This is a genomic window from Allobosea spartocytisi, from assembly GCF_014764685.1.
Taxonomy (GTDB): Bacteria; Pseudomonadota; Alphaproteobacteria; order Rhizobiales; family Beijerinckiaceae; genus Allobosea; species Allobosea spartocytisi.
Genome location: NZ_JACXWY010000005.1, coordinates 146,880 through 160,950 on the forward strand (window position 1 = coordinate 146,880; position 14,071 = coordinate 160,950).

14 protein-coding genes are annotated in these 14,071 nt (G+C 66.1%); 11 read left to right on the top strand and 3 right to left on the bottom strand.

Going from position 1 to position 14,071, the window contains the following annotated elements; translation table 11 throughout:
• Positions 1-156 precede the first annotated feature (156 nt).
• The 3 genes from IED13_RS10345 (at position 157) to IED13_RS10355 (ending at position 1,517) form a co-directional block, all read left to right on the top strand.
• Complete coding sequence (locus tag IED13_RS10345; RefSeq protein ID WP_112761723.1) at positions 157-831, top strand: Crp/Fnr family transcriptional regulator; 675 nt, start codon at positions 157-159, stop codon at positions 829-831.
• A 103-nt stretch (positions 832-934) separates the two neighbouring features.
• Complete coding sequence (locus IED13_RS10350; protein ID WP_191124128.1) at positions 935-1,138, top strand: hypothetical protein; 204 nt, start codon at positions 935-937, stop codon at positions 1,136-1,138.
• Between the two features lie 85 nt (positions 1,139-1,223).
• Positions 1,224-1,517, top strand: a complete 294-nt coding sequence (locus IED13_RS10355; protein WP_038362860.1) for a hypothetical protein — start codon at positions 1,224-1,226, stop codon at positions 1,515-1,517.
• A gap of 90 nt (positions 1,518-1,607) precedes the next feature.
• Here IED13_RS10355 and IED13_RS10360 read toward each other — a convergent pair whose 3' ends face one another.
• A complete protein-coding gene (locus tag IED13_RS10360; protein ID WP_038362859.1) occupies positions 1,608-2,006 on the bottom strand; it encodes a VOC family protein in 399 nt (132 codons plus the stop codon).
• Between the two features lie 274 nt (positions 2,007-2,280).
• Between IED13_RS10360 and IED13_RS10365 the strand changes: the two genes are divergently transcribed.
• The 8 genes from IED13_RS10365 (at position 2,281) to IED13_RS10400 (ending at position 11,694) form a co-directional block, all read left to right on the top strand.
• The gene (locus IED13_RS10365; protein WP_191124129.1) at positions 2,281-4,263 is read left to right on the top strand and encodes an AMP-dependent synthetase/ligase; all 1,983 of its coding nucleotides are present in this window, start codon (positions 2,281-2,283) and stop codon (positions 4,261-4,263) included.
• 11 nt (positions 4,264-4,274) lie between these two features.
• On the top strand, positions 4,275-5,075 hold the full coding sequence (locus tag IED13_RS10370) for an ABC transporter ATP-binding protein (protein WP_208112841.1): 801 nt from the start codon (positions 4,275-4,277) through the stop codon (positions 5,073-5,075).
• A 172-nt stretch (positions 5,076-5,247) separates the two neighbouring features.
• Positions 5,248-6,162, top strand: coding sequence for a branched-chain amino acid ABC transporter permease (locus IED13_RS10375; RefSeq protein ID WP_051988150.1), 915 nt, complete (start codon positions 5,248-5,250; stop codon positions 6,160-6,162).
• A 12-nt stretch (positions 6,163-6,174) separates the two neighbouring features.
• Positions 6,175-7,254, top strand: coding sequence for a branched-chain amino acid ABC transporter permease (locus IED13_RS10380; protein WP_142022843.1), 1,080 nt, complete (start codon positions 6,175-6,177; stop codon positions 7,252-7,254).
• Positions 7,255-7,358: 104 nt separating this feature from the next.
• A complete protein-coding gene (locus tag IED13_RS10385) occupies positions 7,359-8,690 on the top strand; it encodes an ABC transporter substrate-binding protein (RefSeq protein WP_191124130.1) in 1,332 nt (443 codons plus the stop codon).
• A 175-nt stretch (positions 8,691-8,865) separates the two neighbouring features.
• A complete protein-coding gene (locus IED13_RS10390) occupies positions 8,866-9,711 on the top strand; it encodes an ABC transporter ATP-binding protein (RefSeq protein ID WP_113253462.1) in 846 nt (281 codons plus the stop codon).
• Positions 9,712-9,739: 28 nt separating this feature from the next.
• Positions 9,740-10,420, top strand: a complete 681-nt coding sequence (locus IED13_RS10395; RefSeq protein ID WP_191124131.1) for a zinc metallopeptidase — start codon at positions 9,740-9,742, stop codon at positions 10,418-10,420.
• A 41-nt stretch (positions 10,421-10,461) separates the two neighbouring features.
• Positions 10,462-11,694 (top strand): phenylacetate--CoA ligase family protein, encoded by a 1,233-nt coding sequence (locus IED13_RS10400; RefSeq protein ID WP_142022841.1) that lies wholly within the window; start codon positions 10,462-10,464, stop codon positions 11,692-11,694.
• 115 nt (positions 11,695-11,809) lie between these two features.
• On the opposite strand, the gene ung is transcribed toward IED13_RS10400, so the two are convergent.
• Together ung and IED13_RS10410 are read right to left on the bottom strand one after the other, a co-directional pair.
• Positions 11,810-12,508 (bottom strand): uracil-DNA glycosylase, encoded by a 699-nt coding sequence (ung, locus tag IED13_RS10405; protein WP_191124132.1) that lies wholly within the window; start codon positions 12,506-12,508, stop codon positions 11,810-11,812.
• Positions 12,505-14,028: a bifunctional metallophosphatase/5'-nucleotidase gene (locus IED13_RS10410; protein ID WP_191124133.1), complete on the bottom strand. Its 1,524-nt coding sequence runs from the start codon at positions 14,026-14,028 to the stop codon at positions 12,505-12,507. The genes ung and IED13_RS10410 overlap by 4 nt, the downstream gene beginning before the upstream one ends.
• Positions 14,029-14,071 lie beyond the last annotated feature (43 nt).

Genomic DNA, 14,071 nt, shown 5'->3' on the forward strand with positions numbered 1-14,071 from the left:
CTGTGCCGTCATGCTCGGGCTTGACCCGAGCATCTCGTGACAAGCAGGCTCTGGAGCCCCTTCCTGAAGGAGATTCTCGGGTCTACGCTCCGCTTCGCCCGAGAATGACGCCACGCTGCCCGAAGTCTGCCCCCGCCAACCCGGATAACCGCCACCTTGATCGCCCCCGAAGAGCTGCGCGCCATCGCCTCCTGGTCCCGCGATCTGTCGGAAGCGGAATTCGAGGAGGCGCGGCGCGGCATCAGTTTCAGGAGCTACGGCAAGAACGCCTCGATCTGCCATGTCGGCGACCGGCTGGAATCTTGGACAGGCGTGGCCGAGGGGCTGGTCAAGATGGCGACCACCTCGAAATCCGGCAAGACCGCGACGCTCGCGGGCCTGCGCGCCGGCGCCTGGTTCGGCGAGGGCACGGTGATCAAGGCCGAGCCGCGCCGCTACGAGCTGGTGGCGCTGCGCGATTCCAGGATCGCCCTGATGCGCCGCTCGACCTTCCTCTGGCTGTTCGAGCATTCGGCCGCGTTCAACCGCTTCCTCGTCCACCAGTTCAACGAGCGCCTCGCCCAGTTCATCTCGCTGGCCGAGACCGAACGCACGCTCGATTCCACCGGGCGCCTCGCCCGCAACCTCGCCTGGCTGTTCAACCCGATCCTCTATCCCGACCTCGACCGCACGCTCACAGTCTCACAGGAGGAGCTCGGCATGCTCGCCGGCATCTCGCGGCAGATGGCCAATCAGGGGCTGGCGAAGCTGGCCGCGCTCGGCCTGATCGAGCTCGGCCATGGCAGCGTCACCATCATCGATCTCGAGCGGCTGGCGCGCTACGAGGCGTAGCCGGATCATCGGCCAGCGCCGCGCCTGCCAAGCTGGCGGCACAAAATCTCGCTTCGCGCGTTGCTCTTCCCGAGGCGCCCTCCGGCGCGACGGGATTGAGACAATGTTCTGGTTCTTCGAAGCCTTCGCAAAACGCATCAACGAGCAGGCCGCGGAATACGCCGCGGCGCAGACACAGGTTCTGAAACGCTGCTTCGGCCTGTGGCCGGATTTGACCGCCCAGCCCGTCAGAATCGAAAGCTCTTCGGCAAGGGACAAGCGGCTTCACCGCCTCGCAATGGCAAAAAGCGCCTCCCGCCCTCGCTGAACGCCAGCAGAACACACCGTTCAGGCGGGGTTCCAACCCGGGCTGTTCAAATCCTCTCAGTCGATGCAAAAGAAGGACATATTCGATGCGCAAGCTTCTGATTGCCGCCAGCCTGGCCCTGGCTGCCTTCGCCGCGGCCCCTGCCGGCGCCGCCGCACCGCAGAGCCTCCCGCAGGCTGAACAGCTCGACAAGCTGCCGGCCGAGTTCACCCGCCACAACCGCGAGCACCGCCACTGGGAAATCCAGCGGAACATGGAACGGCGGCACTTCCGCCATGGCCGTGGCTATGACCGCGGTTACGGCTATCGCCGCCATGGCGGCCCGCCGCCCTGGGCGCCCGCGCATGGCTATCGCCGCCACCACGGCTATCGCTACTGAGCATCCAGCCTGAGAGGCCCGTCCCCTGACCGGGGGGCGGGCCTTTTTCTTGCGCGGGGCATGGCGAAGACGGTTTCGGCGGCGTGCCGATCAGGCCGGCGCATTGAAGACGGCTTCGATGGCGTAGCCGTCCGGATCCACCACAAAGGCCGCGTAATAATGCGGCCCGTAATGCGGGCGCAGGCCAGGCGCCCCATTGTCCCGCCCGCCATGACGGAGCGCGGCCTCGTGAAAGCGAGCGACGGCCGCGCGATCGGGCGCCGCGAAAGCGAGATGGAACCCCGGCCCCGGCGGCTTCTGTCCCTCCGGCCTGTGCTTCAGCGCGAGCCTGTCGCCGCCGCCAGGAGCGCCGTAGCCAACTGCCTGCCCTGTCTCGCCTGGGCGCAGATCCTGCCAGACCCTGACATAGCCGAGCGGCGCCAGCACAGCATCGTAGAAGGCGCAGGCACGCTCGATATCGGCAACGCCGAAAGACAGATGATGAAGCATGAGTCGGTCCGCCACCGTCGCAGGCACGGTTCCGCCCGCCGATTCGATCTGCCGAATTCGTGAGGAAAATCAGGGCCGAAGCGAAAAATCCGCGCAACACATCTGCGTGAAAAGCAAACTTCGGCGGGACAATAGTCACCAAAAGGCGAATTGTCTGTCAAGCGGGTCCTTGCAAGGATGATGGCCGCCTGCAAGTCTGGCATGAGAACGAGGCCGGAAACCGGCCCGCTGAAGTCGCCACGACGCATGGCGGCTCGACAGGGAGAACGCAATCGTGGCGAGCGGCACCGCTGTTGAGGCGGACACCTTTCCGAAATTGCTGTTGCGCAATGCCAGGGAGCGCGCCGCGCGCGTCGCCTTCCGGCACAAGGACCTCGGCATCTGGCAGTCCTGGAACTGGGCCGAGGTGGCGGAGCATGTCCGCAGCTTCGCCAAGGGCTTGCAGGATCTCGGCCTGAAGCGCGGCGAGAAGGTCGCCATCATCGGCTACAACCGGCCCAGGCTCTATTGGTCGATGTGCGCGGCGCAATGGCTCGGCGCCGTCCCCGTGCCTGTTTATGCCGACAGCGTCGCCGAGGAGATGGCCTATGTCCTCGACCATGCCGAGGCGGTCTTCGCCGTGGTGCAGGACCAGGAGCAGGTCGACAAGATCCTCTCGATCGCCGAGCGCCTGCCGCATCTCCGGCACATGCTCTATGATGAGCCGCGCGGCTTGCGCGACTACGACCACAGCAAGCTCCACGCCATCGAGGCGGTGATGCAGGCGGGCGCCAAGGCGCTGAAGGACCCGCAGCAAGCCGCCGCCCTGCAAAGCGAGATGGAAGTCGGCAAGGGTTCCGATCTCGGCATCATCCTCTACACCTCCGGCACGACCGGACGGCCCAAGGGCGTGATGCTCTCGCATTACAACATCCTGATCGCGGCCGAGATCGGCTGCAGCTTCGACGGGCTGAACGAGAGCGACGAGGTCATCGCCTATCTGCCGATCGCCTGGGTCGGCGACCACGTCTTCTCCTATGCGCAGGCGATGCTGGCGGGCTTCTGCGTCAATTGCCCGGAAAGCCCCGAGACCGTCATCGACGACCGCCGCGAGGTCGGCACGACCTACGCTTTTGCGCCGCCGCGCGTCTTCGAGACCATGCTGACCATCACCATGGTGCGCATGGAGGATGCCGGCGCCCTCAAGCGGAAGATGTTCCACTACTTCCTCGGCGTCGCGAAACGCTATGGCGAGCAGATCCTCAATGGCGAGAGCGTGCCTCTGAAGGGCCGGCTCCTCTACAGGCTCGGCGACATCCTGGTCTACGGCCCCCTGCGCAACCGCTTCGGCCTGACCAACATCAAGGTCGGCTATACCGCGGGCGAGGCGATCGGCCCCGAGCTCTTCCGCTTCTACCGCTCGATCGGCGTCAATCTGAAGCAGCTCTACGGCCAGACCGAAGCCGGGGTCTACATCACCATGCAGCCCAATGGCGAGATCAAGGCCGACACCGTCGGCAAGCCCGCGCCGATGGTCGAGATCCGCATCGACGACAATGGCGAGGTGCTCTACCGCTCGCCCTCGATCTTCGGCGGCTACTACAAGGACCCGGACAAGACCGCCGAGACGATGACCGCCGACGGCTATGTCCGCTCGGGCGATGCCGGCTTCTTCGACGAGAGCGGCCATCTCAAGATCATCGACCGCGCCAAGGATGTCGGCAAGCTCAACAACGGCGATCTCTTCCCGCCGAAATACATCGAGAACAAGCTGAAGTTCTATCCGAACATCAAGGAGGTCGTCGCCTTCGGCCAGGGCCGCGACTACGCCACGGTCGCGCTCAACATCGATCTCACCGCCGTCGGCAACTGGGCCGAGCGCCACAACGTCGTCTACGCTTCCTATCAGGAGCTTGCAGGCCACGATCTCGTCTACGACATGATCGCCAAGCACGTCGACGAGGTGAACCGCTCGCTCGCTTCCGAGCCGATGATGGGCGGCGCCCAGATCAGGCGCTTCCTCATCCTGCACAAGGAACTCGACGCGGACGACGGCGAACTGACCCGCACCCAGAAGGTCCGGCGCGGCTTCATCGCCGAGCGCTACGCCCCGCTGGTGACGGCGCTCTATGACGGCTCGGAAGCGGCGGATATCTCGACCGAAGTGACCTTCGAGGACGGGCGCAAGGGCGTGATCTCGGCCCGCGTCAAGGTCCGCGACGCCAAGACCTACCCCGTGACAGCCGAGGGAGCGCCGGCGACGGCGAAGGCGGCATGAACGCGGAACCGATGAACGTGACCGGCACCCCCCTCCGCGACAAGGGCGAAGTCCTGCTCTCGGTCGAGAACATCTCGCTGCGCTTCGGCGGCGTGAAGGCGATCACCGATGTCTCCTTCGACATCCGCAAGGGCGAGATCCGCGCCATCATCGGCCCCAACGGCGCCGGCAAGACCTCGATGCTGAACTGCATCAACGGCTTCTATCAGCCGCAGGAAGGCCGCGTCGTCTTCAAGGGCGAGCGCCGCGCCAAGATGCGCCCGCACCGCGCCGCCGCCGGCGGCATCGCCCGCACCTTCCAGAACGTCGCGCTGTTCAAGGGCATGTCGACGCTCGACAACATCATGACCGGCCGCACGCTCAAGATGAAGCGGGGCTTCTTCTGGCAGGCGCTGCGTCACGGCCCGGCGCTGCGCGAGGAGATCGAGCATCGCCGCGTCGTCGAAGACATCATCGATTTCCTGCAGATCGAGCACATCCGCAAATTGCCGGTCGGCAAATTGCCCTACGGCCTGCAGAAGCGTGTTGAACTGGGCCGCGCGCTCGCCATGGAGCCCGAGCTCCTGTTGCTCGACGAGCCGATGGCCGGCATGAATCTCGAGGAGAAGGAGGACATGTGCCGCTTCATCCTCGACGTGAACAACCAGTTCGGCACCACCATTGCGTTGATCGAGCACGATATGGGGGTGGTCATGGACCTCTCCGACCGCGTCGTCGTGCTCGAATACGGCCGCAAGATCGCCGACGGCACGCCCGACGAGGTGAAGCGCGACCAGAAGGTCATCGACGCGTATCTCGGCGTGGCGCATTGAGGAGCGTGGAGACATGAGCGACATCGCCACCCGCCCCGCTCCGAACCTGCTCGCCAGCCCGCTGGTCAAGTTCGGCCTGCTCCTGGCCGCCATCGTGGTGGCGCTCGCCGCCGGCATTTGGCTCGATTCCTCCAACACGCTCTACGCGATCTTCGTCGACCCATTCCGGCAGATGGCCCAGGCGCCCGACCTGCTGGTGCAGACGATCTGGGAAGGGCTCGTCTCCGGCGTGCTCTATGCGCTGATCGCGCTCGGCTTCGTGCTGATCTTCAAGGCTTCGGGCGTGTTCAACTTCGCCCAGGGCATCATGGTGGTGTTCGCGGCGCTGACGCTGGTCGGCCTCTACGAGAAGGGCGTGCCGGCCTTTCTCGCCGTCATCATCACGCTCGGCGTGATGTTCGCGCTGGCCGTGGCCATCGAACGCGTGGTGCTCAGGCCCCTGGTCAACCAGCCCGACATCATCCTGTTCATGGCGACCTTCGGCATCACCTATTTCCTGATCGGCTTCGGCGAGGCGCTTTTCGGCGGCAATCCCAAGCAGATGATCGCCGACCAGCTCTATCTGCCCAAGGGCGCGATCGACCTGCAAATCCTCGGCGGGCTGGTCTCGCTGCAGAAGATCGACATCGCGGCCGCCGTCATCGCCTCGCTGATGATCGCCGCGCTGGCCGCCTTCTTCCAGTACACCCGCATCGGCCGGGCGCTCAGGGCCGTCGCCGACAGCCACAAGGCTGCCCTCTCGGTCGGCATCTCGCTCAACCAGATCTGGGTGATCGTCTGGTTCACCGCCGGCATCGTCGCACTGATCACCGGCATCATGTGGGGGGCGCGCTCGGACGTGTCCTTCGCGCTCGAGATCGTGGCGTTGAAGGCGCTGCCGGTGCTGATCCTCGGCGGCTTCACCTCGATCCCCGGCGCCATCGTCGGCGGCCTCATCATCGGCATCGGCGAGAAGCTCGGCGAGTTCTACTGGGGTCCCCTGGTCGGCGGCGGCATCGAGAGCTGGCTCGCCTATTTCATCGCCCTGGGTTTCCTGCTGTTCCGGCCGCAGGGCCTGTTCGGCGACAAGATCATCGAACGCATCTGAGGAGCCGGAACCATGCTCTACCGTGAGGCCGGCCAGTACAAATCCACCTACGCCGCCGATATGGGCGTCTTCCCGCTCCGGGAGGACCGGATCGGCATCGCCGTCATTCTGGCGATCGCCCTCGTCGTCATTCCCTTCTTCGGCAGCGACTTCTTCATCGCCTCGGTGATGATCCCCTTCCTCGTCTTCTCGCTGGCGGCGATCGGGCTCAACATCCTCACCGGCTATACCGGGCTGATCTCGCTTGGCACTGCCGCCTTCATGGGGGTCGGCGCCTATAGCTGCTACAAGCTGACGACGCTGTTCCCGGGCGTGAACATCATCGTCCTGATCCTGCTCTCGGGGCTGTTCTCGGCCGGCATCGGCGTGCTCTTCGGCCTGCCCTCGCTGCGCATCAAGGGCTTCTACCTCGCGGTCGCGACGCTCGCCGCGCAGTTCTTCCTGCAATGGGCCTTCGTGCGCGTGCCCTGGCTGTTCAACTACAACGCTTCGGGCGCGATCGAGGTGCCGCAGCGCACCCTCTTCGATATCCCGCTCACGGGCGCATCCGCCACCCCGGAGACGCGCTATTTCGTCTGCCTCGGCCTGGTCGTGGTGCTGACCTGGTTCGCCTCGAACCTGGTCCATGGCAAGCTCGGCCGCTCCTGGATGGCGGTGCGCGACATGGACATCGCCGCGGAGCTCATGGGCATCAAGCTGCTCAACGCCAAGCTGATGGCCTTCGCCGTCTCCTCCTATTTCGCCGGGGTCGCCGGCGCGATGATGATCTTCCTCTGGTACGGCGGCGGCGAGGCGGCGGACGTGTTTTCGATCCGGCTGTCCTTCAGCATCCTGTTCATGGTCATCATCGGCGGATTGGGCTCGCTGATCGGCTCCTTCTTCGGGGCGGCCTTCCTCTCGGTGCTGCCGACGGCGCTGAAATTCGGCCTGCCGGCGCTGGGCGTCCCGATCGGCGGCGCCGCGGCCGAGCACGTCACCTTCATGCTGGTCGGCGCGCTGATCATCACCTTCCTGATCGTCGAGCCGCACGGCCTCGCAAGGCTCTGGCAGATCGGCAAGCAGAAATTGCGGACATGGCCCTTCCCGTACTGAGGCGGGAGAGAGTCCAACAAACGACCGGCACGCCAGAAGCGCCGGCGAAAAGCAAGACGGGACCGGCTGGAACCGGCCCCGGAGGAAACGAACGGAGGAAGTCCATGAAGACGAGCAAGTTGATGAAAGCTGCCGGACTCGGGGCCCTTTTGGCCGCCACCGCCATCGTCGCGCCGGGTTATGCGCAGGACAGCGTCTATTTCGCCAACAACGCCTATCGCACCGGCCCGTTCTCGGGCTCAGGGATTCCGATCGGCGACGGCATGCGCGACTACGTCACGATGATCAACGAGCGCGACGGCGGCGTGAACGGCGTCAAGGTCATCTACGAGGAATGCGAGACCGGCTACGACACCAAGAAGTCGATCGAGTGCTACGAGCAGGCCAAGGCGAAGAACACCATCGTCTACTCGCCCTGGTCGACCGGCGCGACGCTGGCCGCGATCCCGCGCGCCCATGTCGACAAGATTCCGATCCTGTCGATGGCCTATGGCCTCTCCGCTTCGGCCGACGGCACGAACTTCCCTTGGGTCTTCATCCCGCCCTTCACCTATTGGGACGGCGCCTCCGTCATGGTGAAGCACATGGCGGCCGAGCTCGGCGGCCTCGACAAGCTCAAGGGCAAGAAGCTCGGCCTGATCCATCTCGACGCACCCTTCGGCAAGGAGCCGATCCCGGTTCTGGAGAACCTCGCCAAGAAATACGGCTTCGAGCTGAAGCTCTATCCGGTGGCGGCGGCCGACATGCAGAACCAGGGCTCGCTCTGGCTCTCGATCCGGCGTGACCGGCCCGACTTCCTCTACAACCAGGGCTGGGGGGCGATGAACCCGACCGCGGTCAAGGAAGCCGCCAAGAACAACTTCCCGATGAACAAGTTCGTCGGCGTCTGGTGGGCCGGCGGCGATGACGATGCCCGTGCCGGCGGCGAGCAGGCCAAGGGCTACTCGTCGTTGAGCTGGACGCTCGCCGGCACCGAAGCGCCCGCGATGCAGGACATCCTCAAATTCGTGGTCGACAAGGGCAAGAGCACGACGCCGAAGGAGAAGGTCGGCGAAGCCCTCTACAACCGCGGCGTCTACAACGCGATGCTCGTCGTCGAGGGCATCCGCAACGCGCAGAAGCTCACCGGCAAGAAGGTGATCGACGCGCAGGACATGCGTCGGGGCCTGGAATCGCTCAACCTGACCGAGGCGCGCCTGAAGGAGATCGGGCTCGGCGGCTTCGTCACGCCGACGACGATCTCCTGCACCGACCACTCCGGCCACAGCAAGATGTTCGTCTCCGAGTGGGACGGCACCAAATGGACCAAGAAGGCCGACTGGGTCGAGCCGATGAAGGACGAGGTCCGTCCGCTCATCGAATCCAACGCCAAGGACTATGTCGAGAAGGCCGGCAACTGGCCGAAGCGCTCGGAGTCCTGCGAGAAGTCGTCCTGACGACAAAAGGGGGCGGTTCGCGCCGCCCCCGCCTTCCTTCTCCCCTCGGGGAGAAGGTGTCTGCGAAGCAGACGGATGAGGGCAGACTTGCTCCGTTCTCATCCGTCATGTCCCTCATCCGACCCGGCTCCGCCGGGCCACCTTCTCCCCCGAGGGGAGAAGGAAGGAGTGTGAGATGTCGACCGCCACCCTCGAAAAACCGGCCGCAGCGACCGCGCGCGACACCATCCTGTCGCTCAACAATATCGAGGTCATCTACGACCATGTCGTGCTGGTGCTGAAGGGCGTCTCGCTCACCGTGCCGCGCCAGGGCATCGTCGCGATCCTCGGCGCCAACGGCGCCGGCAAGACCACGACGCTGAAGGCGATCTCCAACCTGCTCAAGGCCGAGCGCGGCGAGGTCACCAAGGGCTCGATCGTCTTCGACGGCGAGCGCGTCGACAAGCTTTCGCCGAACGAGCTCGTCCGGCGCGGCTGCATCCAGGTCATGGAAGGCCGCCACTGCTTCGGCCATCTCTCGATCGAGGAGAACCTGCTGACCGGCGCCTTCACCCGCCGCGACGGCAATGCCGCAATCAAACGCGACCTCGAGAAGATCTACACGCTGTTCCCGCGCCTGAAACAGCGTCGTTCGTCGCAGGCCGGCTACACCTCCGGCGGCGAACAGCAGATGTGCGCCATCGGCCGGGCGATGATGTCGAACCCCAAGATGATCCTGCTCGACGAGCCCTCGATGGGGCTCGCCCCGCAGATCGTCGAGGAGATCTTCGAGATCGTGCGCCAGCTCAACGCCGATGAAGGGGTATCCTTCCTCGTTGCCGAGCAGAACACCAATATGGCGCTGCGCTATGCCACCTATGGCTATATCATGGAGACCGGCCGCGTCGTCATGGATGGCGATGCGAAGATGCTGCGCGAGAACGAGGACGTGAAGGAATTCTATCTCGGCGTGGCGGAAGGCGACAAGAAGTCCTTCCGCGAGGTGAAGAGCTACAAGCGCCGCAAGCGCTGGCTCTCCTGAGACGGGACGGGTTCAACGGTCGATCACCATGCTCTACGCCGTGGCAGCCCTGCTGGTTCTCCTGCTGATCTTCGGGCCACAGGCCTGGGTTCGCAGCCAGATGAGCCGCCATGCCGTGGCCCGGCCGGACCTGCCGGGAACCGGCGGCGAACTGGCGCGGCATCTGCTCGACCGCTTCCAGCTCGGCGCCGTCGCGGTGGAGACCACCGAGGGCGGCGATCACTACGATCCGGAGGCGCGCACCGTGCGCCTCTCGCGCGACAACCATGACGGCCGTTCGATCACGGCCGTTGCGGTGGCCGCCCATGAGGTCGGCCACGCCATCCAGCATGCGGAAGGCAGCACGCTGCTCGCGGCGCGCAGCATGCTCGCCCGCACAATGGGGATCGTCGACAAGGTCGCCATGGCGATCCTGATCACCGCCCCGCTGGTCGCGGCGGTGACGCATCTGCCGGCCTTGGGACTGATGCAGTTCGGCCTTGCCGTGGCGCTGCTCGGCATCGGGCTTGTCGTGCATCTGGTGACGCTGCCGCTCGAATTCGACGCCAGCTTCGGCAAGGCGTTGCCGATCCTCGCCGGGGACGGCTATCTCGACCGGCGCGACTTGCCTGCCGCCCGCGGCGTGCTGCGGGCTGCGGCCCTCACCTATGTCGCCGGCGCGCTGATCGGCCTGCTCAATTTCCTGCGCCTGCTGCGCGTCATCCGCTGACGCCGCCGCCCCGAACGAGATCACGACCTGGGACCCGACAGATGAACGCGCATCACGACGATCTGGAGACTCGGCCCCCCGAGATTCGCGAGGCCGATCTCTTCGCGCGCCTGCCGGGGCTGCTCACCGCCGCGATGCGCGCCCCGGCCTATGCCGAGCGTCTCGGCGGCATCGACCCCGCCGGGATCACCGACCGCAAGGCGCTGGCCCGCCTGCCGGTTCTGCGCAAGGCCGATCTTCCGGCCCTGCAGAAGGCCGCCCTGCCCTTTGGCGGCCTCGTCCCCTCCGCTCCCGGCTCCTTCGGGCGGCTGTTCACCTCGCCCGGCCCGATCTTCGAGCCGGAAGGCACGGCGAGCGACGCCTGGGGCGCCGCGCGCGGCCTTGTCGCCGCCGGCTTCCGGCCGGGCGACATCGTGTTGAACACGCTGAGCTATCATCTGACGCCGGGCGGCTTCATCATGGACTCGGCCGCGCGTGCCGCCGGCTGCGCCGTCATTCCGGCAGGTCCCGGCAATACCGAGCAGCAGATGGAGGTGATCGCGGCCTACCGCCCGAGCGCTTATGCCGGCACGCCCGACTTCCTCAAGATCCTGATCGAGGCCGCCGATGCCCGCGGCGTCGACATCGCCTCGATCAAGCGCGCCGTCGTCTCCGGCGCGGCCTTCCCGCCCTCGCTCCAGGCCTGGGTCAGGGAGCGCGGCATCGACGCCTACCAGCTCTATGCCACCGCCGATATCGGCGTCATCGCCTATGAGACCTCGGCCCGCGAGGGCATGGTTCTCAACGAGAATTTGATCGTCGAGATCGTCCGCCCCGGCACCGGCGACCCGGTCCCGGAGGGCGAGGTCGGCGAGGTCGTCGTCACCAATCTCGACCCGCATCATCCGCAGATCCGGCTGGCCGTCGGCGATCTCACCGCCGTCCTGCCCGGCATCAGCGCCTGCGGACGCACCAACACCCGCATCAGAGGGTGGATGGGCCGCGCCGACCAGACGGCGAAGATCAAGGGCATGTTCGTGCGCCCCGAGCAGGTCGCCGAGATCGCCAGGCGCCATGCCGAGATCGCCAAGCTCCGCCTCGTTGTCGGCCGCGCCGACGAGGTCGACACCATGACCTTGAAGGCCGAGATTTATGCCGAGCCGGCCGGGCTGGTCGACGCGATGTCCTCGACGCTGCAGCAGGTGACCAAGCTCAAGGGCGCAGTCGAAATCCTGCCGCTCGGCGCCCTGCCGAACGACGGCAAGGTCATCGCGGACGAGCGACCGGTGGGGTAGTCCGCGCCGTCATTCTCGGGTCGAAGCGGTGCTTCGCCCGAGAATCTCTTCCAGGATAAGGCGCTTTTCCGTCACGAGATGCTCGGGTCAAGCCCGAGCATGAAGGCGGTACGCTTCACCACGCAATCGGCTTTTCCCCCTGCTCCTCCAGCCAGGCATTCGCCCAGCTGAACGGCTTCGACCCAAAAAATCCCCGCCTTGCCGACAACGGCGACGGATGGGCGCTGGCGATGACCAGATGCCGGCTCTCGTTGATCAGCGGCCGCTTCGTCTGCGCCGGCGCGCCCCAGAGCAGGAAGACGACATGCGGCCGCATCCGCGCGACGGCGGCGATGATCTCGTCGGTGACCTTGCCCCAGCCCAATTGAAGATGCGAACCCGCCTTGCTCGCCCCCTCGCGCACGGTCAGCGCCGTGTTGAGCAGCAGCACACCCTGCTGCGCCCAGCGCGTCAGGTCACCATCGCCCGGCGCCGGTAGCCCGAGATCCTCCGCGCGCTCCTTGTAGATATTGACGAGCGAGCGCGGCAGCGGCGGCGGCCCGACATAGGAGAAGGCGAGCCCGTTGGCATGGCCGGGCGTCGGATAGGGGTCCTGTCCGAGGATGGCCGCCCGGACCGCGTCCAGCGGCGTCAGCGACAACGCCGCGAACACCCGTTCCGGGGCCGGTGCCACGACATGCCCCGCAACTCGCTCGGCATCCACGGCGGCGCAGGCGCGTGCAGCCTCCGCACCGGGAGCAAAGACCGGCAGGTCGCGCCAGCCCCGGGAATTCCCGCTCGCCAGGAAAGCCGCGAGCGCCTTGCTGCAGCTCACTTCAGGACCGCCCGCCCTTCGACCTTGGCGTCGATCGTCCCGAGCCGGCGCAGATAGACCATCACCTCATTGGCCATCAGCTTGCCGTCGGTCAGGCCGATCAGCGTCTTGCCGCGGCCGAGCGCGGTATAGCCGTCGCCGCCTTCAAGCATGAAGTTGTTGGAGGCGACGGTGTATTTGCCGGCCGGGTCGATCGGCGTGCCGTCGGTCAGGGTGAGCGTAGTGACGCGCGAGCCGACCGGCTGCTTGATATCCGCCTCGAACTTCAGCCCCGCCACGACCGGAAACTTGCCCGAGCCCTGCGGCGCCGGCGAAAGCCCGTTCTCGATCGCGTCCTTCACGTCCTTGCCGGTGATCTCGACCATGACGGTGGCATTGCCGAAGGGCAGTTCGCTCAGCACGTCGCGCCGCGTCAGCGTCGTGCCGGCCGCATATTGCTTGTTGGCGCGGATGCCGCCGGCATTGGTGATGGCGAGCTGCGCGCCGGTGGCGGCCCGGATCGCGTCGGCGATCAGGTTGCCGATCGCCGCCTCCTGCGTGCGGATGACGCCCGTGCGCGAGTCGAGCGGCACGTTGAGCTTGGCGACATCGACGTCGAGCTCCTTCGAGAGTTCCCCTTCGTAGCCCTTGACGATGGCCGCGACCTCCGGGTCCGGCGTCGCCGAGCGGGAATCGTTGACGCGGAAGGTCGGGCTCCACGTCACCTGCCGCGCCGCGCCCTCGCCCTTGATGCTGACCGCGATGTCGATGGCCGTGACGTAATTGCCCTCCTCGTTCGACTCCACCATCACCACCTTGCCGTCATAGGCGATGGCGAGGTCGTGGTCGTGGCCGGTGAGCAGGACGTCGACGACGCGCGAGCGCACGATCTCGTTGTCCATCGCCCGGTCGGCATGAACGACGGCGACGAGGATATCGGCGCCCTGCCCCCTCAGCGCCTTGGCCTCGCGCTTGAGCGCCTCCATGGTCGAGGAGAATTTCAGGTCGCCGGGATTGGAGATCTGCGGCGTCGGGTCATAGGCCGTGCCGATGACACCGACCTTGATGCCGCCGAGCTCGAAGATCTGGCTGTCCTTGTGGCCGGGCAGCGGGTTGCCGGCCGCATCGCGCAGATTGGCCGCGAAGGTCGGATAGGTCTGCGCGGCGACGAGCTTGAGATAGTTTTCCTTGCCGAAATCGAACTCGTGATTGCCCGGCACGAAGACGTCGAGGCCCATCTTGTTCTGCATCGCGACGATATGCGCGCCTTGGTCGAAGCCTGACATCAGCGAGGGCGAGTAGCAGTCGCCGGCATGGCAGAACAGCACCGGCACGCCCTTGGCGCGCTCGGCCTTGGCGATGCCGGCCGCGCGCGCAAAGCCGCCGCGGCCCTTGTCGTCGCTCATCTTGTAGATGTCGTTGACCAGCAGCAGCGTGAAGCTCGGCGCCGGTTGCTGCGCCATCGCGACCGGGGCCGTCGCGGCAAGGGCCGCGGGGGCGGCGAGAACGCCAAGGGCTTTGCGACGTGTCAGCTTTGTCATGGCGGGCGCCCCTCCTGAGAAGGCATCCAGACTAGCAAGAGAC